The organism is Cupriavidus oxalaticus (assembly GCF_004768545.1).
Lineage (GTDB): Bacteria > Pseudomonadota > Gammaproteobacteria > Burkholderiales > Burkholderiaceae > Cupriavidus > Cupriavidus oxalaticus_A.
The window spans coordinates 312,344-336,931 of the sequence record NZ_CP038635.1 but is presented as its reverse complement, the minus strand read 5'-3'; the positions used below and the strand labels follow the sequence as shown (position 1 = coordinate 336,931).

Here is a 24,588-nt window from a genome sequence, read left to right as displayed (position 1 = left end):
ACAACGGGTTCTCCCCGACCTTCGCGATGTCAGCGTAAGCCCTTGATTATTAACCGGTCGCCTGCCGGCAGTGTGCCACCAGGGTAGCGGCCCCGGTATTGACTCCATTCCCCAATGTTTAGTTTCTGGAAGAAGCGCAAGGCCGAGCCCGCGTCCGTCGAAACGCCAGCGCCGGCACCCGCGCCGCTGGAGGCGCCCGCGCCCACCCCCACGCCTGCCCCGGCCCCTACCCCGGCTCCGGTCCCGACGCCGACACCAGTCCCCGCCCAGGTGCCGCCCCCGGCGCCGGCCCCCGTGGCCGTGTCCCAGGCCGCGCCCGAGGCCGCCACCATCGAAACGCTTGAACTGGTCCCCCCGCCCGCCACCAGCGCCGAAGCCCGGCAAGGATGGATGCAGCGGCTGCGTACCGGCCTGTCCAAGACCAGCCGCAACATCGGCACGCTGTTCGTCGGCGTCAAGGTCGACGAGGCGCTGTTCGAGGAGCTGGAGACCGCGCTGCTGATGGCCGACGCGGGCGTGGAAGCCACCGAATATCTGCTCGCCGAGCTGCGCAAGCGGGTCAGGTCCGAGCGCATCGAATCGGCCGAAGGCGTCAAGGCCGCGCTCAAGACGCTTCTGACCGACCTGCTGCGCCCGCTGGAAAAGACCATGGCGCTGGGCCGCGAACAGCCGCTGGTGATGATGATCGCGGGCGTCAACGGCGCCGGCAAGACCACCAGCATCGGCAAGCTGTGCAAGCACTTCCAGCGCTTCGACCAGAAGGTGCTGCTGGCCGCCGGCGATACCTTCCGCGCCGCCGCGCGCGAACAGCTGACGATCTGGGGCGAGCGCAACAACGTCACGGTGGTGGCGCAGGAAAGCGGCGACCCCGCCGCGGTGATCTTCGACGCGGTGAACGCGGCCAAGGCGCGCGGCATCGACATCGTGATGGCCGATACCGCCGGCCGCCTGCCGACGCAGCTGCACCTGATGGAAGAGCTGAAGAAGGTCAAGCGCGTCATCAGCAAGGCCATGCCGACCGCGCCGCATGAGGTGCTGCTGGTGATCGACGCCAATACCGGCCAGAACGCGCTGCAGCAAACCCGCGCCTTCGACGATGCGCTGGGGCTGACCGGCCTGGTCGTGACCAAGCTGGACGGGACAGCCAAGGGCGGCATCCTGGCGGCGATCGCACGCCAGCGCCCGGTGCCGGTGTACTTCATCGGCGTGGGCGAGAAGGTGGAGGATCTGCAGCCGTTCAAGGCGGAGGAATTCGCCGAAGCGCTTCTGGGATAAGCATCCAGAACAACGCCGATGCCAACGGTTTTGGGTGCTCCCAAGCCGCCCGTGCTAGCCTTAGCAAGGTGTTCTCCCTCTCCCCTCATGGGGAGAGGGTTGGGGTGAGGGGTGGTCTAGCAAGGAACCACGTGAAGCGAGGCCAGCGGTTTGAACCCACAGGCGTCAGCCGTTGAGACCCTCCAGTCCTCACCCCTGCCCCTCTCCCGCAAGCGGGAGAGGGGAGCAAACCCTCAGCACATCAAAGCAACACGCTCACTCCGCGTCCGGCTGCGCCTTCGGCTCCGCCTTCTGGAACGCCTCCATCGCCATGCACGCTTCGTAGATCCTCGCGATCGCCGGATAGCGGCTCACGTCGACATTGAAGCGCTGCGCATTGAACACCTGCGGCACCAGGCAGATATCGGCCAGCGTCGGCGTATCGCCAAGGCAGAAGCGCCCCGCCTTGCCGCCGCGCGCCAGGTTGGCCTGCAGCGACTCGAAGCCCAGCTCGATCCAGTGGCGGTACCACGCGTCCTTGACCTCGTCGGTCACACCCACCTTGTGCTTCAGGTACTTGAGCACGCGCAGGTTGTTCAGCGGATGGATCTCGCACGCGATTTCCTGCGCCAGCCCGCGCACATAGGCGCGGTCCAGCGCCGTGCCGGGTAGCAGCTTCGGCTCGGGATGGACTTCGTCCAGGTATTCGACGATGGCCAGCGATTGCTGCAGCACGTTGCCGTCGTCGGCCAGCGCCGGCACCAGGCCGTCAGGGTTCACCGCGCGGAATTCGGGCTTGAGCTGCTGGCCGCCGTCCTTGAGCAGGTGCACCGGCACGTATTCGTACGGCAGCCCCTTCAGTTCCAGCGCGATGCGCACGCGGAACGAGGCTGAGCTGCGGAAGTAGCTGTAGAGCTTGAGCATCGGATCAGACTACCTTGATGGTGAGGTCGCCCACGCCGCCGACGTGGCATTGCATGACATCGTCCTTGACCACCGGGCCCACGCCTTCAGGCGTACCGCTGAAGATCAGGTCGCCCGGCTGCAACTCGAACAGCCTGGACAGGTACGACACCATCTCCGGCACCGACCAGATCAGGTCCGACAGGTCGCCGCGCTGCTTCTCCACGCCGTTGACCGACAGCGTCACTTCGCCCTTCTGCGGATGGCCGATGGCCGAGACCGGCACGATCGGGCCGATCGGCGCCGACTTGTCGAAGGCCTTGCCGGTTTCCCAGGGGCGGCCGGTTTTCTTGGACTCGTTCTGCAGGTCGCGGCGGGTCATGTCCAGGCCCACGGCGTAGCCGAACACGTGCTGCGCGGCGCTTTCCACCGGGATGTCGCGCCCGCCCGTGCCGATCGCCACCACCAGCTCCACTTCATAGTGGCAGTTGCTGGTGCCCGGCGGGTACGGGAACGCCCCTTCGGTGCCGTCGGCGACGTAGCTGACCGCGTCGGCCGGCTTGCAGAAGAAGAACGGCGGTTCGCGGTCGGGGTCCGAGCCCATTTCGCGGGCATGGGCAGCATAGTTGCGGCCGACGCAGTACACGCGGCGGACCGGGAAGCTAGCGTCGCTGCCACGCACCGGCACCCCAACGGGGGCCGGCGGGGCGAACACGAATTCGGTCATGCATCTCTCCAGATTTTTTCTGATCGGTCCCGCAGCCGGGATGCGAGGGTGTGCATCGCGGCGTCGCCAGCAGACGCCCCCGGCGCGGCAGGGCCACAGGATACACCGCGCGCGGTGGGCTGCGTACGACGGCATACAATGAATCCAGGCGGGCCCGCGACCACTCTGCACCACGGCAGTGCGGCGTGGACCGCCGAACCCGGCGCGAATCTTGCATGGCGCACTGCAACAGAATCAAGCCATGACCCGACGCCATCCGCCCCCATCGCCATCGACGCCTGCCCCCGCCGCCGGTCGGGCGCTGCGTATCCTGCTGGTGCGCGATCCCCTTGACGGTAACCCACTCAACGTCGAGACCATCCGCAACGGACTGGTCAGCGCGGGCTTCAGCGAGATCCAGATCGTCGATGCCGACTTGCGGCTGCCGGACGTGATCACCGCGACCCAGCCCGACATGCTGATCATCGCCTCGGAATCGGCCGCGCGCGACACCATCGAGCACGTCTGCGTCTCGACCCAGCATGCGCCGCGCCCCATTGTGCTGTTCACCGACAACGACGACAGCCAGCGCATCAAGGCCGCGCTGTCGGCGGGCATCACCGCCTATATCGTCGACGGCCTGCGCGCCGAGCGCGTCAAGACGGTGCTCGACGTCGCCTATGCCCGCTTCGAGCTGGACCAGCAACTGCGCGCCGAACTCGACGCCACCCGCCTCAAGCTGGCCGAGCGCAAGGTGGTCGAGCGCGCCAAGGGCCTGCTGATGCAGGCGCGCGGCATCACCGAGGACGAGGCCTACAAGCGCCTGCGCAGCATGGCGATGGAGCGCGGCCTGAAGCTGGTCGATGCAGCCCAGCGCGTGATCGACGTCATGGGCTGAACGCCCGCCTGCCGGCCGCGGGGCGCCACAGCCCGCGGCTGGTGCAATGCACGATACTGGCGCTGCCCCAAAGCGAATCCTTCGCGCCCCGCCGTCCTCGGCTCTGCCCCGGGATGCGGCAGCGCAGCCGGCGCACGCACCGCGTTCGCTCATTTCATCCCGAAGCATCACTCCGCCGGCACGGTTCCGCCCCGAAATGTTGCACCGCACAGGCTGGCACACGCCTTGCGATATGCAGGCATCGGCCAACGGCGGCCGATCACAATTTAGGCGGACCCAGCCAACGCAGGCTGCGTCACGCCATGGACAACGGCGTCCCTGCACCGTACCCGTCTTCTGGCGAAGCCGGCACGGACGGGGACGCTTTTTTCTTGGAGTTTCGCAATGCCCTCTCGCCTCAGGATTGCCAAGCCGCTGCACGCGGCGGTGAACGCCTCCGAAGCCGCCTCGGCGGCCGCAGCCGACGCGGTGCCGGCCAGCAGCGGCCGCCGCCGCGCGCTGGCGACCATCGCCGGCGCCAGCGTGATGACGCTGGTCGATCCGCTGGTGCGCGCCGGGGCGTGGGCGGCGGGCTCCGACGCCCCCGAGAAGACCGACGTGCGCATCGGCTTCATCCCGCTGACCGACTGCGCCTCGGTGGTGATGGCGTCCACGCTCGGCCTCGACAAGAAGTACGGGATCAAGATCACGCCGACCAAGGAAGCCTCGTGGGCCGGCGTGCGCGACAAGCTGGTCAACGGCGAGCTCGACGCCGCGCACGTGCTGTACGGCCTGATCTACGGCGTGCAGCTCGGCATCGGCGGCCCCAGGAAAGACATGGCGGTCCTGATGAACCTGAACTACAACGGCCAGGCCATCACGCTGTCGTCCAAGCTGGCCGAGAAAGGCGTGCGCGACGGTGCCAGCCTGAAGGCGCTGATGATGAAGGAAAAGCGCGACTACACCTTCGCGCAGACCTTCCCCACCGGCACGCACGCGATGTGGCTGTACTACTGGCTCGCGGCCAACGGCATCAACCCGATGCAGGACGCCAAGGCCATCACCGTGCCGCCGCCGCAGATGGTGGCCAACATGCGCGTGGGCAACATGGACGGCTTCTGCGTGGGCGAGCCCTGGGGCGCGCGCGCCATCGCCGACAAGATCGGCTTTACCGCCGAGACCACCCAGTCGATCTGGAAGAACCATCCGGAGAAGACGCTCGGCACCACCGCGGAATTCGTGCAGAAGTACCCCAACACCGCGCGCGCGATGGTGGCTGCGGTGCTGGAAGCGTCCAAGTTCATCGACGCTTCGGCCTCGAACCGCCGCAAGACCGCCGAGACCATCGCCGCCAAGTCCTACGTCAACACCGACATGGACATCATCCTGGACCGCATGCTTGGCCGCTACAGCAACGGCCTGGGCAAGACCTGGGACGATCCCGATGCCATGAAGTTCTACCAGGGCAGCGCCAACTACCCGTTCCTGTCCGATGGCATGTGGTTCCTGACCCAGCACAAGCGCTGGGGCCTGCTCAAGGAGCACCCCGACTACCTGGCCGTGGCGAAGCAGGTCAACCGCATCGACATCTTCAGGCAGGCCGCCACCGCGGCGCAGGTGCCGCTGCCCAAGGGCGACTTCCGTACCGCAAAGCTGATCGACGGCGTGGTCTGGGATGCCACCAAGGACCCGAAGGCGTATGCCGACGGCTTCAAGATCAAGGCCGGCGCGCAGAACGCTTGACCACAGGCCGCCACCACCCCACCGATCCGCAGCGCCCCTGGATAAAGGAGCCCGATGTGAATGCCATCGCCCACACCGCGCCTGAAGGCGCCAATGCTGCCAATGTCGCCGCCACCGACACCGACATCAAGGAACGCGCACGGCGGCGCGAGCTGGAAATCGCCGCGCAGGAACGGCGCGCACAACGCCACGCACAACGCCAAGACCTGCTCGGCGCGCTGGTGCTCAAGGCCGTGCCGCCGATCCTGGGCTTTGCCGTGTTCGTGATGGCCTGGCACGGCATCGCCACACTGATCCCGGCGATTCCGACGCCGGGTGCAACGTGGAACGCGGCGGTGCCGCTGTTCTCCGACCCGTTCTACCGCAACGGCCCCAACGATCAGGGCATCGGCTGGAATGTGCTGGCGTCGCTGGCGCGCGTGGCCGCGGGCTTCGGCCTGGCCGCCGTGATCGGCATTCCGGCGGGCTTCCTGATCGGGCGCTTTGCATTCCTGAACGCGATGGCGTCGCCCGTGATCAGCCTGCTGCGGCCGGTCTCGCCGCTGGCGTGGCTGCCGATCGGGCTGCTGCTGTTCAAGGCTGCCAACCCGGCGGCGATCTGGGCCATCTTCATCTGCTCGATCTGGCCGATGGTGATCAACACCGCGGTAGGCGTCACGCGCGTGCCGCAGGACTACCTGAACGTGGCGCGCGTGCTTGACCTGTCGGAATGGAAGGTGTTCACGCGGGTGCTGTTTCCCGCGGTGCTGCCCTACATGCTGACCGGCGTGCGGCTGTCGATCGGCACGGCGTGGCTGGTGATCGTCGCGGCCGAGATGCTGACCGGCGGCACCGGCATCGGCTTCTGGCTGTGGGACGAGTGGAACAACCTGAAGGTCGAGCACATCGTGATCGCGATCTTCGTGATCGGCATCATCGGACTGATGCTCGAGCATGCATTGCTGGCACTGGCACGGCGCTTCAGCTACGGCGCCAACTAAAAGCGAGGGAGAGACGCCATGGACAAGTTCGTCAGCATCGAGAACGTCGGACAGACCTTCAAGACGCGCAAAGGGCCGTTCGTCGCCCTGCGCGACATCAACCTTCAGATCGCCGAGGGCGAGTTCATTACGCTGATCGGCCACTCCGGCTGTGGCAAGTCCACGCTGCTGAACCTGATCGCGGGGCTGGCCACGCCGACCACCGGCGCGCTGATCTGCGCCGGGCGCGAGATCGCCGGACCCGGGCCGGAGCGCGCCGTGGTGTTCCAGAACCATTCGCTGCTGCCGTGGCTGACCTGCTTCGAGAACGTCTACCTGGGCGTGGAGCGTGTGTTCGGTGCCAGCGAAGGCAAGGCTGAACTGAAGACGCGCACGCACGAGACGCTGGCACTCGTGGGCCTGACGCACGCCGAGGGCAAGTATCCGCACGAGATCTCCGGCGGCATGAAGCAGCGCGTCGGCATTGCCCGCGCGCTGGCGATGGCGCCCAAGGTGCTGCTGATGGACGAACCCTTCGGCGCGCTCGATGCCCTGACCCGCGCACACCTGCAGGACGAACTGATCAAGATCGTGGCGCGCACGCGCAGCACGGTGGTGATGGTCACGCACGATGTCGACGAGGCCGTGCTGCTCGCCGACCGCATCGTGATGATGACCAACGGCCCGGCCGCCACCATCGGCGAGATCCTCAGGGTGGACCTGCCGCGCCCGCGCGACCGCGTGGCGCTGGCCGACGACAAGGACTACCACGCCTGCCGTACCGCGGTGCTGGACTTTCTCTACCGCAAGCAGCGCAATCCCGCGCTCCAGGAAGCAGCCTGAGCGTGCTCCCCGCCGTCGCGCTCGTCCGTGGCAACGGGCGGCGATGGGCGCGACGGCGCTGCTCCGCTATCATGAACCCAGAACAGACTCCTCCCCCAAGCCGCCATGACCACGCCAGCCAACCCGTTTTCCGCCGCCCGCTATATCAAGGAAGTCGGCCGTGGCGTCAACGGCGCGCGCGCGCTGCCGCGCGACGACGCCAAGACCCTGTTCGACGCGATGCTGGCTGGGCGCGTGTCCGACCTGGAGCTGGGCGCGATCCTGATGGCCTACCGCATCAAGGGCGAGGCCCCGCACGAACTGGCCGGCATGCTCGAGGCCGCCCATGCGCACTGCCAGCCGCTGCCCGCGCCGCCCGAGCGCCAGGTGGTAGTGATCCCCAGCTACAACGGCGCACGCAAGCAGCCAAACCTGGTGCCGCTGCTGGCGCTGCTGCTGGCTCGCGACGGCATCCCCGTACTGGTGCACGGGACGCGCGTCTTCAATGACCGCATCACCAGCATGACCCTGTTCGAGGCGCTGGGCATTCCCCTGTGCGCCAGCACGGCCGAAGCCTCGGCACGGCTGCGCGAGACCGGCGGCGACGGCCCGCTGGCGGTGCTGCCGGTCGATGTGCTGTCGCCGGGCCTGTCGCAGCTGCTGGAGCGGCGCACCGTGATCGGCTTGCGCAACTCGTCGCATACCGTGGCCAAGATGCTGCAGCCGGTGGGCGAGCACGCGCCGGCTGAAGGCTTGCGGCTGTATAGCTATACCCACCCGGAATACCGCGAGACGCTGACCGACTATTTCTCTCACGAGCCGGCCAACGTGCTGCTGGCACGCGGCACCGAAGGCGAAGTGGTGGCCGATGCGCGCCGCAGCGGCCGCATCGACTGGCTGCATGAAGGGCACCAGCAGACGCTGGTCGATCCCTCCGGCGGATCGCTGGCCGAAGTGCCGGATCTGCCGCCCGGCAATGATGCCGGCCTGACCGCGGCATGGATCCGGCGCGTGCTCGATGGCGCCGTGCCGGTGCCGGCGCCAATCGCCACGCAGGTCGAAGCCATCCGCGAGTGCCTGAAGCTCGGCACCCGCGTCACCTGGGCCAGTCCGGTCTAAACGCGCGGTCTGAGCGCGGTCTGAGCCCGGACCGCCCGGTTCAGGGCTTGCGCGCCGGCAGCGGGATGCGCTCGCGCTCGTCGCCCGGCACGCGCGGAAACTGGTCGTCCTCCCAGCGTCTGGCAGCGGACTCGATGGCTTCCTTGCTGCTGGCCACGAAATTCCAGTAGATGAAGCGGCGGCCGTCGGTCGGGTCGCCTCCCAGCAGCATCACGCGCGAAGGCGCCGTCGCCATCAGCAGCGCCGGCTGCCCGGGCGTCAGCACCACCATGTGCTCGGCCGGCAGCGGCTCGCCGTCCAGCGACACCGCGCCGTCCACCGGGTAGATGCCGCGCTCGGCATGGTCGGCGGGGATCTCCACGCTCGCGCCCGCATCCAGCTCGATCGCCACGTACAGGGTGCGGCTGAAGACCTTGACCGGCGAAGTCTTGCCGAAGGCATCGCCGGCGATCACCACCATGCGCACCCCCGGCCGCTCGATGCGCGGCAGCGTTGCAGCGGGATGGTGGAAGAAGGACGGTTCGTCGGTCTCGTGCGACTGCGGCAATGCCACCCATGTCTGGATGCCGTGCAGGCGCGCGCCGTCGGCGCGCGCGGAATCGGGCGAGCGCTCCGAATGGACGATGCCGTGGCCGGCAGTCATCCAGTTGACGTCGCCCGGCCGGATCGCCTGCTCGCTGCCGAGACTGTCGCGGTGAATGATCTCGCCTTCGAACAGGTATGTGACGGTCGCCAGCCCGATATGCGGATGCGGGCGCACATCGGCACCCTCGCCCGGCGGCATCTGCACCGGCCCCATATGGTCGAAGAAGATAAATGGCCCGACCGTCTGGGTCGCAGCGGCCGGCAGCAGGCGGCGCACGGTGAAATCGCCCAGGTCGCGCACATGCGGTTTCAACAAGTGTTCGATAGCAGACATAGCTCCTCCGGAGTATGAGAGATCGGCAAGCGTGCCAGCTTGCCGCCGCTTGCGTCGAGTGTAGCCGCTGGCGCAACAAATCATTCCACTGGCATGCAGAACCGGCGGGCACACATTCGCTCTAACACGAGTGTACCCAGCCACGAGTATCCCCGAAGCCGCTTCATAGCGTTATTGCTATTCTATGCGGTGAGTCAATCGACGGGAACTATCAAGACCGTTGGGACTCCAATTAGCACTCACCCGGATGGAGTGCTAAGATGTGTTGCAGTGCCGCCGCCGTTCCCACAAGGACGTGCGGGACATGACCCGGCAACCCAACCGCCGGATGCGAAAGGAGCGATTGAGTGAACGCAGTCTTGTCTGCCGAACAAACCCTGACGACTAGCCGTCTGCCGACGGCGCCCCGTAGCGGGAGCAGCTTTGCGCTGACCTTCCCGGCGACCGTGGGCAATCTCGACAGCTATATCCAGGCTGTCCACCGAATTCCGTTGCTGACCGCGGAGGAAGAGCAGCGCCTGGCGCGCGATCTCCGCGATAACGATTCCGTCGATGCCGCCCGCCAGCTGGTGATGTCCCACCTGCGACTGGTGGTGTCGATCGCCCGCCAGTACCTGGGCTATGGCCTGCCGCACGCCGACCTGATCCAGGAAGGCAATATCGGCCTGATGAAGGCCGTGAAGCGCTTCGATCCCGAGCAGGGCGTACGCCTGGTCTCGTATGCGATGCACTGGATCAAGGCCGAGATCCACGAGTACGTGCTGAAGAACTGGCGCATGGTCAAGGTGGCAACCACCAAGGCCCAGCGCAAGCTGTTCTTCAACCTGCGCAGCCACAAGCAGGGTTCGCACACGTTCACGCCGGAGCAGGTCGAGGCCGTGGCGCGCGAGCTGAACGTGAAGCCGGAAGAAGTAATGGAGATGGAAACCCGCCTGTCGGGCGGCGACCTCGCGCTGGAAGGCCAGGTCGACGACGGCGAAGAGGAATTCGCCCCCATCGCCTACCTGGCTGACAACCACAACGAACCCACGCGCGTGCTGGAAGCCAAGCGCCAGGACCGCATGCAGGTCGAAGGCCTGGAAGAAGCGCTGGGCCGGCTGGACGAGCGCAGCCGCCGGATCATCGAGGCGCGCTGGCTGAACGTGGCCGACGACGGCTCGGGCGGCGCCACGCTGCATGAGCTGGCCGCCGAGTTCGGCGTCTCGGCGGAGCGCATCCGCCAGATCGAAGCCGCGGCGATGAAGAAGATGAAAGGGGCGCTGCAGGCATTTGCCTGATGCCGGGCACCCATGCAAAAAGCCGGTCCAAGTGGACCGGCTTTTTTTTGCCTGCGATCGCAGCGGTGCGACGTTATGCCGCACCGTCAGGCGTCAGGAAAGCAGCTGCTTCAGGTCGTGCGCGATCGGCTCCGGCCCCTGGCCGTGGCGGATGAACAGCCGCAGCCGGCCTTCCGGATCGAATACATAGCTGCCCGCCGAGTGATCCACCGTGTAGTTGTTGGGCGAGCTGCCCGGCACCTTGGCGTAGAACACCTTGAAGTCCTTGGCCAGCTTCTGCAGCGCGGCGTCGTCGGCCGGGCGCAGGCCCAGGAAGCGCGGGTCGAATGCTGGGACGTACTGCGCCAGCAGCGCCTGCGTGTCGCGCTCCGGATCGACCGTGACGAACAGCACCTGGACGCGGTCGGCATCGGGGCCCAGCTGCTCCATCACCGCCTTGAGCTCGGCCATGGTGGTCGGGCATACGTCGGGGCAATGGGTATAGCCGAAGAACATCACCACCGCCTTGCCCTTGAAGTCGGCAATGGTGCGGACTTTGCCATTGTGGTCGGGCAGCGAGAAATCCTTGCCGAAATCCGCCGCGCCGCTGATATCGACATTGCGGAACGACGCCTTCTGCTGGCCGCAGGCTGCCAGCGCCAGCGCGAGCGCGGCAACCAGGGAAAAGCGGCGGAAGGCTGAGAACAGGCCGGAAGCGGGTCTGGGCATGCGCGAAAGCTTGTGTGGAACGATCAGCAATGGAAAGGTCGGCGAAAGCACCCAGTATCGCCGATGGCGCCGCCGCGCTGCGCCGGCCGCGACAAGATGACGCAGCCCGCAGCGTGGCAAGGCCGGTCAGACCTGCGGCACGAACTTGAAGTAATGGTCGACCAGCAGCGCCGCGAACAGCAGCGACAGGTACAGGATCGAGAAGCGGAAGGTGCGCTGCGCCAGCTCGTCCGAGTAATTGCGGTACATCTTCCAGGCATAGGCCAGGAAGCCGCCGCCCAGCGCCAGCGCGGCCACCAGGTAGATGTAGCCGCTCATGCCGTAGACGAACGGCAGCAGCGTCGCCGCGATCATGATCAGCGTGTACAGCAGGATATGCAGCAGCGTGTAGCGCTCGCCGTGGGTGACCGGCAGCATCGGCAGGCCCGACTTGGCATAGTCGGCGCGCCGGTACAGCGCCAGCGCCCAGAAGTGCGGCGGCGTCCACGTAAAGATGATCAGCACCAGGAACCAGGCCTCGGCCGGCACTTCGCCGGCGACGGCGGCCCAGCCCAGCGCCGGCGGCATAGCGCCGGACAGCCCGCCGATGACGATGTTCTGCGGCGTGGCCGGCTTGAGCAGGATGGTGTAGACCACCGCATAGCCCAGGAAGGTGGCGAAGGTCAGCCACATCGTCAGGTCGTTGGCGAACTCGTGCAGCATCCACATGCCAGCGCCGCCAAGGATGGCGGAGAACACCAGCGTCTGCGGGGTGGTGATCTCGCCGGTGGCGGACGGGCGCCAGGCGGTGCGGCGCATCAGCGCATCGATCTTCTGCTCGACCAGGCAATTGATGGCAAAGGCGGCGCCGGCAAGCAGCCAGATGCCTGCGGCACCGCCGATCAGCACGCGCCACGGCACCATGCCGGGCGTGGCCAGGAACATGCCGATGATGGCGCAGAAGACTGCCAGCTGCGTCACGCGCGGCTTGGTCAGGGCGGCATATTGCCGGGCCAGGTGCCGTATCCGGCTCAGCTTGCCCAGTGAATGAGGGTGTGTAGCGGTAACCACGGAAGGGGTCTTGTCTTTCATGTGGCGCGGGCGGCGTTCGGCATGGCTTTGGGGGCGCCGGCGGCCCGGGTCGCGAGCCCTATATTGTAGTGGAGGCGGACCAGCAGCAGCAGGAGCACCGCCGCGCCGCCGTTGTGGGCGACCGCCGCCACCAGGGGCCAGTCGAACACGATATTGGACATCCCGGTGGCCAGTTGCAGCACCAGCATGCCGAGCAGCCAGCCTGCCTGCCGGTGCAGCCCGTCGAGCCGGCGCGCACGCAAGCCGAACCACGCCAGGTAGCCCAGCACCACGAATGCAAAGCCCCGGTGCACCCACTGGATCGCAACCAGCGCAGCGTGCGGGATGTAGTCGCCAGCGGCCGTCATGCCAAGCTGGCGCCACAGCGTGAAGCCGTGCCGGAAGTCCATCTCGGGCACCAGCTGGCCGTTGCACAGCGGGAAATCCGTGCAGGCGAGCACCGCGTAGTTGGTGCTGACCCAGCCGCCCAGGAAAATCTGGATCACCAGCAGCAGCAAGCCGATGCGAACCGGCCAGTGCAGCCGCGCCGCCTCGGGTACGACCGGGTGCGGCGGGTCGCTGCGCGAGCCCAGCTGGATCAGCGCGGCCAGCAGTGCCATGCCCAGCATCAGGTGCGTGACCACGATGATCGGCTGCAGCTTCATGGTCACGGTGAACGCGCCGAATGCGCCCTGCACGCACACCAGCACCAGCACGCCGGTGGCGAACCATGGCGATTGCTTCAGCTCGCGGCGCTTGACCCATGCCAGCACCATCAGCGCGATGATCAGCACGCCCACCGCCATGGCGAAGTAGCGATGGATCATCTCGATCCACGCCTTCATCAGCGTCACCGGACCGCTGGGCAGCGCGGTCTCGGCCGCCCGGATCGGCTCCATCGCGGCATGCGGGTTGGAGTGTCCATAGCAGCCCGGCCAGTCCGGGCAGCCCAGGCCGGAGTCGGTCAGCCGCGTGAAGCTGCCGAACATGATCAGGTCCAGCGTCAGGAAGGCGGTGATCCAGACCAGCTTGCGGTATTTGTTGCGATCGCCCTTGACCAGCACGTAGCTGAGCGGCAGCAGTGCGATCAGGACGCCGATGACGGCCAGTTGCAGCAGCATGCCCTTCCCCTTAACCGATGCGCGAGACCTTGAGCAGCTTCTTCAGGTCGCCGCTCAGCTTCTTGGGGTCCGGATCCTGCGGGAAGCGCATCATCAGGTTGCCGAGCGGATCCACCAGGAAGATGGTGTCCTCGGCACGCTTGCCCGGCTCGGCCGGCAGCCATTGCTGCGCCACCTGGTGGTCGATGCGCAGGAAGCGCACGCCGGCGTAGGGCTCGTTGTAGGCGGTGCTCAGGCGCTCGTCGATCTTGCCGTCATCGGTGATCAGCCACACCGGCACGATGCGCTCGCGGTCCTGGCCTTGCCCGGCGCGGATCTGGCGGATGGTGAAGAGCTTCTTTGCGCAGGCCTCGTCGCACGCGGACGGATCCGCCGTCACCAGCAGCCACTTGCCGCGGTACTGCTCCAGCGGCACGGCGTTGCCTTGCTCGTCGGTGACGCGCACCGGCGGCATCGGCCGTTGTGGATCGACCAGCGCGCCGTAGTTGGTGGCGCCGCCCCTGGGCTTGATGACGTAGTAGGTGAAATAGGAGGCGATCACCGGCGAGGCGCACACCAGCAACAGCATCAGCATCTGCAGGCGGCCACGGCGCGTGCGCGCGTCGATGCGGGGATCCTGCGGCGAGGCCGACATCGCGGGAGGCCCGACGGGTGCCGGGGCGGAGTCTTGCTGTGACATGGGAGTACGTCTGTCCTTTTTCATCTGCAGTCAGGCCCGTCCGGGAACCTGCCCCGGTCGTGCTGCCATCCGTTCATGCGTTGTTGCGGGCCGCGGACGATACCGCGCGCCGGCGCGTGCGCCAGCCCAGCACCGCCACCAATACCACCGTCAGCGCAGCCAGGCCGAACCACTGGAAGGCATAGCCATAGTGCCGGTCCGCGCCCGCATCGGCCGGCGCCCAGTCGCGAGCGAGGCCGTCGCCGGTATCGCTGCGCTGCGCGACCACCAGCGGCTGCAGCGCCAGCCCGGTTTCGGCGGCGTAGTCGGCGATTTCCAGGTTCTGGCGGATCTTGCTGCCGGCCTCGGCGCTGGCCGCCTGGCCCAGGCCATAGACCCGCGGCACGGCCGCCAGTGCCGTGCCTTCGATGGTCACCTCGCCGTCGGGCGTCGGAAAGGGCGCGATCCGGGTGCGGTCCTGCGCATCGCGCGGCAGCCAGCCGCGCAGCACCAGCACCGCCCGCGTGGCGCCGGCACCGTCCTGTGCCGGACTAATCACCAGCGGCGTGACCACCAGGAAGCCGGCACGGCTGTCGCCGCTGCGCCCGCCGGCGCCGTGGGGGCGATTATCCAGCAATACGGTGCGGGCCGTGTCGAACCGCCCCGTGACCCGCACCCTTCGATCCGTCACAACTTGTGACAGCGGCGCGGTGCCCAGTTCCACCGGCGGCTGTGCCGCCAGTGCCTGCAGCCGCGCGGCGCGCGCCTCTTTCTCGTGCGCGCGGTTGAGCTGCCAGTTGCCAAGCGCAGCGGTCACGGCAATCACCACCAGCGCGGCGGCCAGCGGCAGCACGCCGAGTAGGCGGCCTGCCTTCATTGCGCCGACATGCCCGGCGGCATGCATGCGGGGCCGGTGCGATAATGTGCCGCACCGTCATCCATCGCGGCCACTACTACGAGACTGCGGCAAGCTCCGCTGCCAACCCGCCCCGCCATGCGCTTCGTCATCATCGTCGCCTTCATCCTGATCATCGCCAGCCTGGCCTCCGCCCTGTTCTTCATGATGCGCGACCGCGGCAAGACGCCCAACATGATGCGCTCGCTGATGCTGCGCGTGGGTTTTTCGGTGGCGCTGTTCCTGTTCATCCTGTTCTCGAGCTGGATGGGCTGGATCCATAGCACGGGCATCCGCATGGCGCCCTGACGGACCGCATGGCTTGAGGCCAATGCAAACGACAAACGCCGCAGGCTGCCGGGCCTCCTGCGGCGTTTCTCCTTTGCGTTGGCGCCGGCACCCCGCTGCGGGGCGGCCGGCGGGTATGGCAGCTTACAGCCAGTACACCACGACGTAGAGCAACAGCCACACCACGTCAACGAAGTGCCAGTACCAGGCGGCGCCTTCGAAGGCAAAGTGGTGATCCGGCGTGAAGTGGCCCTTGAGCACGCGGCCCAGCACCACCGCCAGCATGATCGCGCCCATGGTCACGTGGAAACCGTGGAAGCCGGTCAGCAGGAAGAAGGTCGAACCGTAGATGCCCGAGGTCAGCTTCAGGTTCAGGTCCTGGTAGGCGTGCATGTACTCGTACACCTGCAGGCACATGAAGATCGCGCCCAGCAGGATGGTCAGCACCATGCCCTGGATCAGCTGGTTGCGCTTGCCGGCCAGCAGCGCGTGGTGCGCCCAGGTCAGCGTCACGCCCGACATCAGCAGCAGCGCGGTGTTGATGGTCGGGATCGGCCACGGGCCCATGGTCTGGAACGATTCCACCACGCCGGCCGGCCCCAGGTTGGGCCACACCGCGGCGAAGTCGGGCCACAGGATCTTGTTGTTCAGGTCGCCCAGCCACGGCATGGCGATGGCGCGGGCATAGAACAGCGCGCCGAAGAACGCCGCGAAGAACATCACCTCGGAGAAGATGAACCAGCCCATCGACCAGCGGAACGAGATGTCGATGTTCTTGCCGTACATCCCGCCTTCGGATTCGCTGATGGCGTCGCCGAACCAGCTCTTGAGCACGAACAGGAACCACAGCAGGCCGAAGACGCACAGGTACGGCGCCCAGGATTGCCCGTTCACCCAACCGGCGGCTCCGGCACCTGTCATCAGCAGGCCGAAGCTTGCCGTGATCGGGTGGCGCGACGGGCCCGGTACGAAGTAGTACGGAGCGTTTGCGCGATTCGCACTCATTCTTTTATCTCCAGCTCAGAGTCTTTGATTCAGTATTCGTTATCCGTGCCGGTTTTCCCGGGGCCGCCCGCCTCCTGTGGACGGCCCCGTCGGCGCGGTTGTTTTTCTGCGACTGCCTTGTTGTCTACCCTTCCTGCCTTGCTACCCTGCCGCCTGGCTGACCACCATCCGGACGATGACGACCAGCACCGCGATAAACACTGCCGCGGCGATCAGCCCGGCGATGACCACATGCACCGGGTTCAGCCGCGCCATGTCGCGCTCGTGCTCCGCGCCCTTGCGCAGGCCGATAAACGACCACAGCACCGCGCGCATGGTCTGCGCGAAGGACATCTTCCGTTTGGCGGCGTCCTTGAGTTCGTCCATCGCGCCCCCTTAGCTGCCCTTGCCCGCCGGCGCCGTCGCCGGTGTCGACAATTGGCCTTCGGGAGCCTGCGCCACCGGTGTGCCCACCTCGAAGAAGGTGTACGACAGCGTAATGCTCTTCACATCCCTGGGCAGCGCGGGGTCGATCACGAACACCACCGGCATCTCGCGCGCCTCGTTCGCCTTGAGCGTCTGCTGCTTGAAGCAGAAGCACTCCAGCTTCTTGAAATACTGGGTCGCCTGCTTGGGGGCGTAGCTCGGGATGGCCTGCGCGGAAATATCGCGCGACTGCCCGTTGGCCACCTCGTAGACGATGGTCATCATCTCGCCCGGATGCACTTCCATGCTGTTCTTCACCGGACGGAAGGCAAAGGGCCCGCGCGCGTTGGAGTCGAACTCCACCGTGACCGTGCGGCTCTTGTCGACCTGCGTGTTCTTCACCGAACCGCCATGCAGCTCGCGCGTGGTCACCACGTTGATGCCGGTGATGTCGCAGATCTTCTTGTACAGCGGAACCAGCGCATAGCCGAAGCCGAACATCACGGCGACGATCACCACCAATCGCACCATCATGCCGCGGTTGAAGCGCTTGTCGGCTTCCCGCGCTTCCTGCGCTTCCCTGCCCTGCTGGTCGACGCTCATCTCGCTACCCTGCCACCTCAGCCAAGGAACACCATCTTGGCGAAGAACCCCAAAAAGAAAACCACCACGATCGACAGCAGGATCAGGCCAAGGCGCCGGTTGGCGGCCTTCGGGTCCGGGTGTGATGGGTTTTTGTCTGGAGCCTGCATGTTGTGTGACTGGCTGGCGTGGTGGCGGACATTGCCGCCACCACGCCTGGTTACGCTGGCCGCTTAGCGAACCTGCGGGGGCACTTCAAAGGTGTGGAACGGCGCCGGCGACGGCACGGTCCATTCCAGTCCTTCGGCGCCTTCCCACGGCTTGTCCGCGGCCTTCTCGCCGCCACGGTACGACGGCAGCACCACGAAGAAGAGGAAATACACCTGCATCAGGCCGAAGCCGAGCGCGCCGATCGACGCAATCGCGTTGAAGTCGGTGAACTGGGTCGGGTAGTCGGCATAGCGGCGCGGCATGCCGGCCAGGCCCAGGAAGTGCATCGGGAAGAAGGTCACGTTGAAGAAGATCAGCGAGCCCCAGAAGTGGACCTTGCCGCGGGCTTCGTTGTACATGAACCCGCTCCACTTCGGCCCCCAGTAGTAGAAGCCCGCGAACAGCGCGAACAGCGAGCCGGCCACCAGCACATAGTGGAAGTGCGCCACGATGAAGTAGGTGTCCTGCAGCTGGATGTCGATCGGCGCCACCGCCGGCATCAGGCCGGTAAAGCCGCCGATGGTGAACACGAAGATAAAGCCGATCGAGAACAGCATCGGGGTCTCGAAGGTCATCGAGCCGCGCCACATCGTCGCGATCCAGTTGAAGATCTTCACGGCGGTGGGCACCGCGATCAGCATGGTCGCGTACATGAAGAACAGCTGGCCGGTCACCGGCATGCCGGTCGTGAACATGTGGTGGGCCCACACGATGAACGACAGGATGGCGATCGAGGCGGTGGCGTACACCATCGAGCTGTAGCCGAACAGGCGCTTGCGGGCAAACGCCGGCACCACCTGCGAGATGATCCCGAATGCCGGCAGGATCATGATGTACACCTCGGGGTGGCCGAAGAACCAGAAGATGTGCTGGTACATCACCGGGTCGCCGCCGCCGGCGGCCGAGAAGAAGCTCGTGCCGAAGTGGCGGTCGGTCAGCACCATGGTGATGGCGCCGGCCAGCACGGGCATCACGGCGATCAGCAGGTAGGCGGTAATCAGCCAGGTCCAGCAGAACATCGGCATCTTCATCAGCGTCATGCCGGGGGCACGCATGTTGAGGATGGTCACGATGATATTGATCGAGCCCATGATCGACGACGCGCCCATGATGTGCATCGCGAAGATGGCCATGTCCATGCCCGCGCCCATCTGCACCGACAGCGGCGCGTACAGGGTCCAGCCGGCGGCGGTGGCGCCGCCCGGGGCGAAGAACGAGCCGGCCAGCAGCAGCGCGGCCGGAGGCATCAGCCAGAAGCTGAAGTTGTTCATGCGCGCGAACGCCATGTCGGACGCGCCGATCTGCAGCGGGATCATCCAGTTGGCGAAGCCGACGAAGGCCGGCATGATCGCGCCGAACACCATCACCAGGCCGTGCATGGTGGTGAACTGGTTGAACAGCTCGGGGCGGAAGAACTGCAGGCCCGGCTCGAACAGCTCCAGGCGGATCAGCAGCGCCAGCAGGCCGCCCGACAGCAGCATGATGAACGAGAACAGCAGGTACAGCGTGCCGATGTCCTTGTGGTTGGTGGCGAACAGCCAGCGGCGCCAGCCATGCGGGTGATCGTGCGCGTGGTCGTCATGCGCATGATCGTGCGGATGGGCGAGTGCGTCCGGGGTAGCAGTACTCATCGCAAATGCTCCTCTAATCCTGTTCTGTCTTCAGCGGGTCAGCCTGCAACGCGGTTGCCCGCGAGGCTGGCCTGCTTGGCGCCGGGCTTGGCGTCGGCCTTGGGGGCTTCGCCGCCGGCCGCGCCGCCGCCTTCGGGGAACTTGCCCGCGCGGGCACCCACGAAGTCGCTCGGCTGGATCACTTCACCCGTCTTGTTGCTCCAGGCGTTGCGCGTATAGGTCATGACCGCCGCCAGCTCGGTGTCCGACAGCTGCTTCCACGACGGCATGCCGCCCTTGCCTTCCAGCAGGATGTGCATCTGGCCGGCCTTCGGGCCATTGACCATCTTGGAGCCGTCCAGCGCCGGGAAGGCGCCGCCGCCCTTGCCGTTGGGCTGGTGGCAGACCGCGCAGTTGGCGGCGTAGACCTTCTCGCCACGCACCTTGGATTCGTCCAGCGTCCAGGTCTTGTTGGGATCGTCGGCCTTGGCCATCAGCTCTTTTTTCTTGCCGTCGACCCACTTGGTGTAGTCGGCATCGGAAACCACGCGCACCACGATCGGCATGAAGGCGTGTTCCTTGCCGCACAGCTCGGCGCACTGGCCGCGGTACACGCCGATCTTCTCGGCCTTGAACCAGGTGTCGCGCACGAAGCCGGGGATCGCATCCTGCTTGACGCCGAAGGCCGGGATCATCCAGGCGTGGATCACGTCGTTGGCGGTGGTGACGATGCGGATCTTCTTGTTGACCGGCACGACCAGCTCGTTGTCCACCTCCATCAGGTAGGTGTTGCCCTTGGGCTGCTCGTTGTTGATCTGCTCGCGCGGGGTGGTCAGGGTCGACACGAAGGAGATGCCCTCGCCTTCGCCCTTCAGGTAGTCATAGCCCCACTTCCACTGGTAGCCGGTGGCCTTGATGGTGATGTCGGAGTTGGTGGTGTCCTTCATCGCGACCACGGTCTTGGTGGCCGGCAGCGCCATCGCGATCACGATCAGGAACGGGACGATGGTCCAGACCACCTCGACCGTGATGCTCTCGTGGAAGGAAGCGGGCTTGGAGCCCTTGGCCTTGCGGTGCGTGAAGATGGAATAGAACATCACGGCGAACACCGCGACGAAGATCACCGTGCAGATGATCAGCATCATCCAGTTCAGCCAGTGAATCTGTTCGGCGATCTTGGTAACGGGCTCGGTCAGGTTGAGCTGGCGCACGGCGGGGCCGCCGGGCATGTCGCTGACCGCGAACGCCGCGTGGCTGGCAAGCAGGGACGCACCTGCCAGACAAGCTGCGGATGCCTTCTTCCACATTTTCATTTGTTATCTACCCAATTTACAGATTCAAATCTGTCCCCGCCGCCGCCCCTGCCCCCTCTCAGAGGTGGCGCAAGGCCGCTGCGAGCTCCTGCGCGAACTTGCGCCGCCGGTACGGGTCCACGTAACACCCCACCTGTACCTCACGCCCGCCCGAGCGCAGCGTCACCAGCGCGCGGAGCGATTCACCCAGTTCGACCCGCACCCAGCGCGGGTTGAATTCGTGGCGCGTCACCTGCGTGCCGCTGGCTGTCTCCACGACCAGCATGCCGTCGGTAATGCTGACGCGCTCATAGTCTGTCGCATGGCGCGCATACACAAGCAGGGCGATCCCCAGCCCGGCCAACTCGATGCTGGCAAACGGCAGCACGAGCCAGGACCCTTGCCACGCGAAAAACAGCGCGATGGCAAGCGAGACAGTGAGGATCGAGAGGTAAAACCAGCCGACCTGGCGTGGACTCAGCGAGCAATTCCGCTTCATCAGCCAGTCGTGGGGCGCGGGGAGAGGTCCGTCGTGATTTCCGCCGGAGTCACCACCTGCCGTCTGGAATGCGATACCCAAGTCTTGCATCGCCAACCACTCTGCATCGGATGCACACCCGGGACGATGGCGCCCGGGCTGCACAGTGCAGGTGCAAAACCAGGACGTTCTTGTGCCAGGGGACCACTGCGACAAACTGGCGCATTATAGGGCGCTTCCCATACACGGACAAGGGCGGTCCTTGACCATGGCGCTTGCGCGCCGCTCTATTCTGTGCATGGGAAATAGCCCGGGATGCCGCGCCAGCCCTCGCTCTGCGGCAATCTGTCGCACGCGCAAGTTAACTCTGTTTTAACCTGCCCGACGCGGCTTTGCACGCCCGATCTGGTCCAGCGGCACCACGGCGCGGCCCTGGTCGTCGAGCGCCTGGCCACCGCGCGCCGGCAGCTTCCACGCATGGCCGTAGACGATCTCGAAGGTCAGCGGGATCACCCCGTCGGCGTTGCGGCGCCGCTCCAGCGCCTGCGTCAGGGCCTGGTACCAGCGCCGGCCGCGCAGGCCTTGCGGCAGCGCGCCGGCCGGGCCGCGCAGGCCGCCGAAGGCCTGCACCTCGCGCAGCAGCGTGGCGGGCGACTCGTAGGTCACGGTCAGCGTTTCCATGTCCATCACCGGCGTGGACCAGCCGCCGTGGACCAGCATGTCGCCAATGTCGTGCATGTCGACAAAACGCAACGTATGGGGCGCGCCGTCGACTTCGGCGAAGGCCGCGCGCAGCTCGCCAAGGGTGTCGGGGCCGAACAGCGAGAACAGCACCAGCCCTTCGTCGCGCGTCACACGGTGCCATTCCGGGAACACGCGGTGCGGCTCCGGATGCCAGTGCAGCGCCAGGTTGGACCACAGCAGGTCGAAGCTCGCGGGCGCAAACGGCAGTGTGGCAAGATCGCCCTGGACCAGGTCGAACAGCGGCCGCTTGCCCAGCATGCGGCCGAGCCAGCCCGGGCGGCGCTGCGGGTCGCGCTGGCCGGCTTCGGCCAGCATCGCCCCGGAGATGTCGAGGCCGGCAATCTGCGCATCCGGGAAGCGGGCGCGCAGCGCCGCCAGCCCCTGGCCATGGCCGCAGCCGATGTCCAGCGCACGCCGCGGCGCCAGCCGGATCACCTCCATGCGCTCCTGCATGCGGCGGCCGATCTCGCCCAGCAGGAAGTCCAGCTGGCCGAAATGGCGGCTGCGCCGGTCGAAGGCGAGCCGGGTCAGGCGCGCGGGCGGCAGGAAGGCATCGTTACCAGCGGAGCTATCGGGGAGATCGGCGGCATGCAGGGACACGGACAGGCAGGGCAGCAAGAAAACCAGGAACCGGCGCGCGCGCCGGACGAACGCGGCCGCCGCGCCCGATGGGCCGCGGCCGGACGGCAAGTATACGCGCGCGCCGCGATGGGCGCCGGGAAGGCTCTCGGCGCCGCCTGGCGGGCCGCTGTGCCCGCGCTGCTGCCAAGCGCCTGCGCGCTATGCGGCAGCGTGCAGCGGGATGTGGTGTGCGCACCCTGCGCGGCCGACCTGCTGCGGCCGGTACGGCGCTGCGCCGTTTGCGCGCTGGCGCTGGGCCGCCATAGCGGCTGCGCGGCCTGCGCCGCCATGCCGCCGGCGTTCGACCATGCCTGCACGCTGGGTGACTACGCCAGCCCGCAGGACAGCCTGGTGCTGTCGCTCAAGTTCGGCCACGCGCTACCGCTGGCCGACTGGCTGGCGGGCCGCCTGGCTGCCGCGCTGCCGGCGGCCTGGGCGGCGCAGCGGCTGGCGCCGCCCGACCTGCTCGCCCCCATCCCGCTGGCGCCGCAACGGCTGGCCGTGCGCGGCTTCAACCAGGCCTGGGAAATCGCCCGCCCGCTGGCGCGCCGGCTCGGCCTGCGCGCCGACCCCGTGCTGCTGCGGCGCCGGCGCGATACCGGCAGCCAGCGCGCGCTGGACCTGGCCGCGCGGCAGGTGAACCTGCGCGATGCGTTCCTGCTGACGCGGCCCGCGCGGCTGGATGGGCTGCATGTGGCGCTGGTGGACGACGTGATGACTTCCGGCGCGACGCTGCATGAGGCGGCGCTTGCGCTCAAGGCGCACGGCGCGGCACGCGTCAGCGTGATCGTCGCGCTGCGTACGCCCTAGCCCGGATGACAGCGCCCGGTGCGCGCGTTAAGCTGCGCACCGTTCTCAAGAAGCTCCGCATCATGTTCAACGTCGTCCTGGTCGAACCCGAGATCCCGCCCAATACCGGCAATGTGATCCGCCTGTGCGCCAACACCGGCGCGCAGCTGCACCTGGTGAAACCGCTGGGATTCCCGCTGGAAGACGCGCGCATGCGCCGCGCCGGGCTGGACTACCACGAGTACGCGACCATGCGCGTGCATGAAAGCTGGGACGCGCTGATGGCCAGCGAGCAACCCGATCCCGCGCGCATGTTCGCGCTGACCACGCGCGGCTCGACACCGTTCGGACAGGTGGAATTCAGGCCGGGGGACTGGTTTGTGTTTGGCTCGGAAACGCGCGGGCTGTCGCCGGAGCGGCGCGAGTGGTTCCCACCGGCGCAGCGCATCCGGCTGCCGATGCGGCCGGACAACCGCAGTCTCAATCTGTCGAATACGGTGGCGGTGGTGGTGTTCGAGGCGTGGCGGCAGAACGGGTTCGCGGGCGGTAGCTAGGCGCCCTGTCCTGCTACTCCGGCTGCACGCCCGCAGCGCGGATGACCTTGTCCCAGCGCGCCTTCTCGCTGACCATCGTCTGCCGCAGCGACGCCGGCGCGGTCCCGGCCGGCACGAAATACTGCGCCCGCATCTTGTCGCGCACGTCGGCGCTGCCGATGATCGCCACCAGTTCACGATATAGACGATCGATCACCGCCTGCGGCGTACCGGCGGGCGCCAGCACGGCCTGCCACGAGATCGCCTCGAAGCCCGGATAGCCCGATTCCGCCACCGTCGGCACCGAGGGCAGCACCGCGGTGCGGCCGGTGGTCGTCACCGCCAGCACGCGCAGCTTGGCCGCATTGACCTGCGGCATCGCGATGGCCGGCACCATGAAGCCGGCCTGCACCTGCCCGCCCACCATCGCCGTCGTGACCTGCGGGAAGCCGGGATACGGCACGTGCTGCAGGTCGATCCCGGCCATGGCCTTGAGCTGCTCCATCGCCAGGTGCGACGCGCTGCCGTTGCCGGGCGAGCCATAGTTCAGCGCGCCCGGTTTCGACCTGGCCAGCGCGACAAATTCACGCAGGCTATGCACCGGCAGCCGCGCGTCGACCACCAGCACATTGGGCGAGGTAGCCACCAGCGTCACCGGGGCGAGCTGGCGGAACGGGTCGTAGTTGAGGTTGCGCGACAGCGTGGGCGCGGTGACCAGCGGTCCGTTGATGGTGAACAGCAGGGTATAGCCGTCCGGCGTGGCACGCGCCACCATGCCGGTCCCGATATTGCCGCCGGCGCCGGGCCGGTTGTCGATCACCACCGGCTGGCCCAGCGCGACAGCCAGCTTCTCGGTGACGATGCGGGCGATCAGGTCGGGCGATGAGCCCGGCGGGAACGGCACCACCATGCGGATGGGGTGCGCGGGCCACGGTTGCGCCAGCACGCCGGCAGACGCGCAGGCAGCGCACGCGGCGGCAAGCGCGATCAGCGCGTGTCGGCGGGTAGGCATGCGGAAAA

General features: G+C 67.1%; 27 protein-coding genes. 10 read left to right on the top strand and 17 right to left on the bottom strand.

The genetic code is table 11. The annotated features are described in order from the left end of the window. Positions 1-114: 114 nt before the first annotated feature. Positions 115-1,275 (top strand): signal recognition particle-docking protein FtsY, encoded by a 1,161-nt coding sequence (gene ftsY, locus E0W60_RS12385; RefSeq protein WP_135704347.1) that lies wholly within the window; start codon positions 115-117, stop codon positions 1,273-1,275. 255 nt (positions 1,276-1,530) lie between these two features. Here the strand turns inward: ftsY and maiA are convergent, their stop codons facing one another. Both maiA and E0W60_RS12375 read right to left on the bottom strand, forming a co-directional pair. Continuing rightward, positions 1,531-2,178, bottom strand: a complete 648-nt coding sequence (maiA, locus tag E0W60_RS12380; RefSeq protein WP_133093623.1) for a maleylacetoacetate isomerase — start codon at positions 2,176-2,178, stop codon at positions 1,531-1,533. 4 nt (positions 2,179-2,182) lie between these two features. Continuing rightward, positions 2,183-2,884 (bottom strand): fumarylacetoacetate hydrolase family protein, encoded by a 702-nt coding sequence (locus tag E0W60_RS12375; RefSeq protein WP_133093622.1) that lies wholly within the window; start codon positions 2,882-2,884, stop codon positions 2,183-2,185. A 241-nt stretch (positions 2,885-3,125) separates the two neighbouring features. Between E0W60_RS12375 and E0W60_RS12370 the strand changes: the two genes are divergently transcribed. The 5 genes from E0W60_RS12370 to ybiB all read left to right on the top strand — a co-directional run bounded on the left by E0W60_RS12370 (position 3,126) and on the right by ybiB (position 8,383). Beyond that, positions 3,126-3,761, top strand: coding sequence for an ANTAR domain-containing response regulator (locus tag E0W60_RS12370; protein WP_133093621.1), 636 nt, complete (start codon positions 3,126-3,128; stop codon positions 3,759-3,761). Between the two features lie 384 nt (positions 3,762-4,145). Further along, the gene (locus E0W60_RS12365; protein ID WP_135704345.1) at positions 4,146-5,483 is read left to right on the top strand and encodes a CmpA/NrtA family ABC transporter substrate-binding protein; all 1,338 of its coding nucleotides are present in this window, start codon (positions 4,146-4,148) and stop codon (positions 5,481-5,483) included. A 56-nt stretch (positions 5,484-5,539) separates the two neighbouring features. After that, positions 5,540-6,463 carry a nitrate ABC transporter permease gene (ntrB, locus tag E0W60_RS12360; protein ID WP_133093619.1) on the top strand — a complete coding sequence of 308 codons (924 nt, stop codon included), beginning with the start codon at positions 5,540-5,542 and terminating at the stop codon, positions 6,461-6,463. 18 nt (positions 6,464-6,481) lie between these two features. After that, entirely contained in the window at positions 6,482-7,285 is an 804-nt protein-coding gene (locus E0W60_RS12355) for an ABC transporter ATP-binding protein (protein WP_133093618.1), read from the top strand. A 105-nt stretch (positions 7,286-7,390) separates the two neighbouring features. Continuing rightward, complete coding sequence (gene ybiB / locus E0W60_RS12350; RefSeq protein ID WP_135704343.1) at positions 7,391-8,383, top strand: DNA-binding protein YbiB; 993 nt, start codon at positions 7,391-7,393, stop codon at positions 8,381-8,383. A 40-nt stretch (positions 8,384-8,423) separates the two neighbouring features. Here ybiB and E0W60_RS12345 read toward each other — a convergent pair whose 3' ends face one another. Then, positions 8,424-9,302: a pirin family protein gene (locus E0W60_RS12345; protein WP_133093616.1), complete on the bottom strand. Its 879-nt coding sequence runs from the start codon at positions 9,300-9,302 to the stop codon at positions 8,424-8,426. Positions 9,303-9,649: 347 nt separating this feature from the next. On the opposite strand from E0W60_RS12345, the gene rpoH reads away from it, so the two are divergent. After that, the gene (gene rpoH / locus E0W60_RS12340; RefSeq protein WP_133093615.1) at positions 9,650-10,579 is read left to right on the top strand and encodes an RNA polymerase sigma factor RpoH; all 930 of its coding nucleotides are present in this window, start codon (positions 9,650-9,652) and stop codon (positions 10,577-10,579) included. Between the two features lie 93 nt (positions 10,580-10,672). On the opposite strand, the gene E0W60_RS12335 is transcribed toward rpoH, so the two are convergent. The 5 genes from E0W60_RS12335 to E0W60_RS12315 form a co-directional block, all read right to left on the bottom strand. Next, positions 10,673-11,287: an SCO family protein gene (locus E0W60_RS12335; protein ID WP_133093614.1), complete on the bottom strand. Its 615-nt coding sequence runs from the start codon at positions 11,285-11,287 to the stop codon at positions 10,673-10,675. Positions 11,288-11,413: 126 nt separating this feature from the next. Then, positions 11,414-12,358 (bottom strand): heme o synthase, encoded by a 945-nt coding sequence (cyoE, locus tag E0W60_RS12330; RefSeq protein WP_133093613.1) that lies wholly within the window; start codon positions 12,356-12,358, stop codon positions 11,414-11,416. Continuing rightward, a complete protein-coding gene (locus tag E0W60_RS12325) occupies positions 12,355-13,458 on the bottom strand; it encodes a COX15/CtaA family protein (protein ID WP_135704341.1) in 1,104 nt (367 codons plus the stop codon). Before E0W60_RS12325 ends, cyoE begins: the two co-directional genes overlap by 4 nt. A 10-nt stretch (positions 13,459-13,468) precedes the next feature. Continuing rightward, the gene (locus tag E0W60_RS12320) at positions 13,469-14,137 is read right to left on the bottom strand and encodes an SCO family protein (RefSeq protein WP_135704339.1); all 669 of its coding nucleotides are present in this window, start codon (positions 14,135-14,137) and stop codon (positions 13,469-13,471) included. A gap of 73 nt (positions 14,138-14,210) precedes the next feature. Then, on the bottom strand, positions 14,211-14,993 hold the full coding sequence (locus tag E0W60_RS12315) for an SURF1 family protein (protein WP_135704337.1): 783 nt from the start codon (positions 14,991-14,993) through the stop codon (positions 14,211-14,213). 117 nt (positions 14,994-15,110) lie between these two features. Here E0W60_RS12315 and E0W60_RS12310 point away from each other — a divergent pair, with 117 nt between their 5' ends. Further along, positions 15,111-15,320 carry a twin transmembrane helix small protein gene (locus tag E0W60_RS12310; RefSeq protein ID WP_029046742.1) on the top strand — a complete coding sequence of 70 codons (210 nt, stop codon included), beginning with the start codon at positions 15,111-15,113 and terminating at the stop codon, positions 15,318-15,320. A gap of 123 nt (positions 15,321-15,443) precedes the next feature. On the opposite strand, the gene E0W60_RS12305 is transcribed toward E0W60_RS12310, so the two are convergent. The 8 genes from E0W60_RS12305 to E0W60_RS12275 all read right to left on the bottom strand — a co-directional run bounded on the left by E0W60_RS12305 (position 15,444) and on the right by E0W60_RS12275 (position 22,225). Further along, on the bottom strand, positions 15,444-16,304 hold the full coding sequence (locus E0W60_RS12305) for a cytochrome c oxidase subunit 3 (RefSeq protein ID WP_133093609.1): 861 nt from the start codon (positions 16,302-16,304) through the stop codon (positions 15,444-15,446). A gap of 141 nt (positions 16,305-16,445) precedes the next feature. Beyond that, positions 16,446-16,670 (bottom strand): DUF2970 domain-containing protein, encoded by a 225-nt coding sequence (locus E0W60_RS12300; RefSeq protein WP_133093608.1) that lies wholly within the window; start codon positions 16,668-16,670, stop codon positions 16,446-16,448. A gap of 9 nt (positions 16,671-16,679) precedes the next feature. Further along, positions 16,680-17,312, bottom strand: coding sequence for a cytochrome c oxidase assembly protein (locus E0W60_RS12295; RefSeq protein WP_135704335.1), 633 nt, complete (start codon positions 17,310-17,312; stop codon positions 16,680-16,682). Positions 17,313-17,329: 17 nt separating this feature from the next. Then, a complete protein-coding gene (locus tag E0W60_RS37510; protein ID WP_209756341.1) occupies positions 17,330-17,461 on the bottom strand; it encodes a cytochrome oxidase small assembly protein in 132 nt (43 codons plus the stop codon). Positions 17,462-17,524: 63 nt separating this feature from the next. Continuing rightward, a complete protein-coding gene (gene ctaD, locus E0W60_RS12290; RefSeq protein ID WP_135704334.1) occupies positions 17,525-19,132 on the bottom strand; it encodes a cytochrome c oxidase subunit I in 1,608 nt (535 codons plus the stop codon). A gap of 38 nt (positions 19,133-19,170) precedes the next feature. After that, complete coding sequence (gene coxB, locus E0W60_RS12285; protein WP_133093605.1) at positions 19,171-20,424, bottom strand: cytochrome c oxidase subunit II; 1,254 nt, start codon at positions 20,422-20,424, stop codon at positions 19,171-19,173. 58 nt (positions 20,425-20,482) lie between these two features. Beyond that, positions 20,483-20,992, bottom strand: a complete 510-nt coding sequence (locus tag E0W60_RS12280) for a DUF2244 domain-containing protein (protein WP_133094196.1) — start codon at positions 20,990-20,992, stop codon at positions 20,483-20,485. A gap of 261 nt (positions 20,993-21,253) precedes the next feature. Next, positions 21,254-22,225 (bottom strand): methyltransferase domain-containing protein, encoded by a 972-nt coding sequence (locus E0W60_RS12275; RefSeq protein WP_240745918.1) that lies wholly within the window; start codon positions 22,223-22,225, stop codon positions 21,254-21,256. Between E0W60_RS12275 and E0W60_RS12270 the strand changes: the two genes are divergently transcribed. Both E0W60_RS12270 and trmL read left to right on the top strand, forming a co-directional pair. Beyond that, on the top strand, positions 22,214-23,056 hold the full coding sequence (locus E0W60_RS12270; RefSeq protein WP_135704330.1) for a ComF family protein: 843 nt from the start codon (positions 22,214-22,216) through the stop codon (positions 23,054-23,056). The two genes, E0W60_RS12275 and E0W60_RS12270, sit on opposite strands and share 12 nt — an antisense overlap. Positions 23,057-23,118: 62 nt before the next feature. After that, positions 23,119-23,589: a tRNA (uridine(34)/cytosine(34)/5-carboxymethylaminomethyluridine(34)-2'-O)-methyltransferase TrmL gene (trmL, locus tag E0W60_RS12265; protein ID WP_116317803.1), complete on the top strand. Its 471-nt coding sequence runs from the start codon at positions 23,119-23,121 to the stop codon at positions 23,587-23,589. Positions 23,590-23,602: 13 nt separating this feature from the next. On the opposite strand, the gene E0W60_RS12260 is transcribed toward trmL, so the two are convergent. Continuing rightward, positions 23,603-24,580, bottom strand: a complete 978-nt coding sequence (locus E0W60_RS12260; protein WP_135704328.1) for a Bug family tripartite tricarboxylate transporter substrate binding protein — start codon at positions 24,578-24,580, stop codon at positions 23,603-23,605. Between the last annotated feature and the right edge of the window lie 8 nt (positions 24,581-24,588).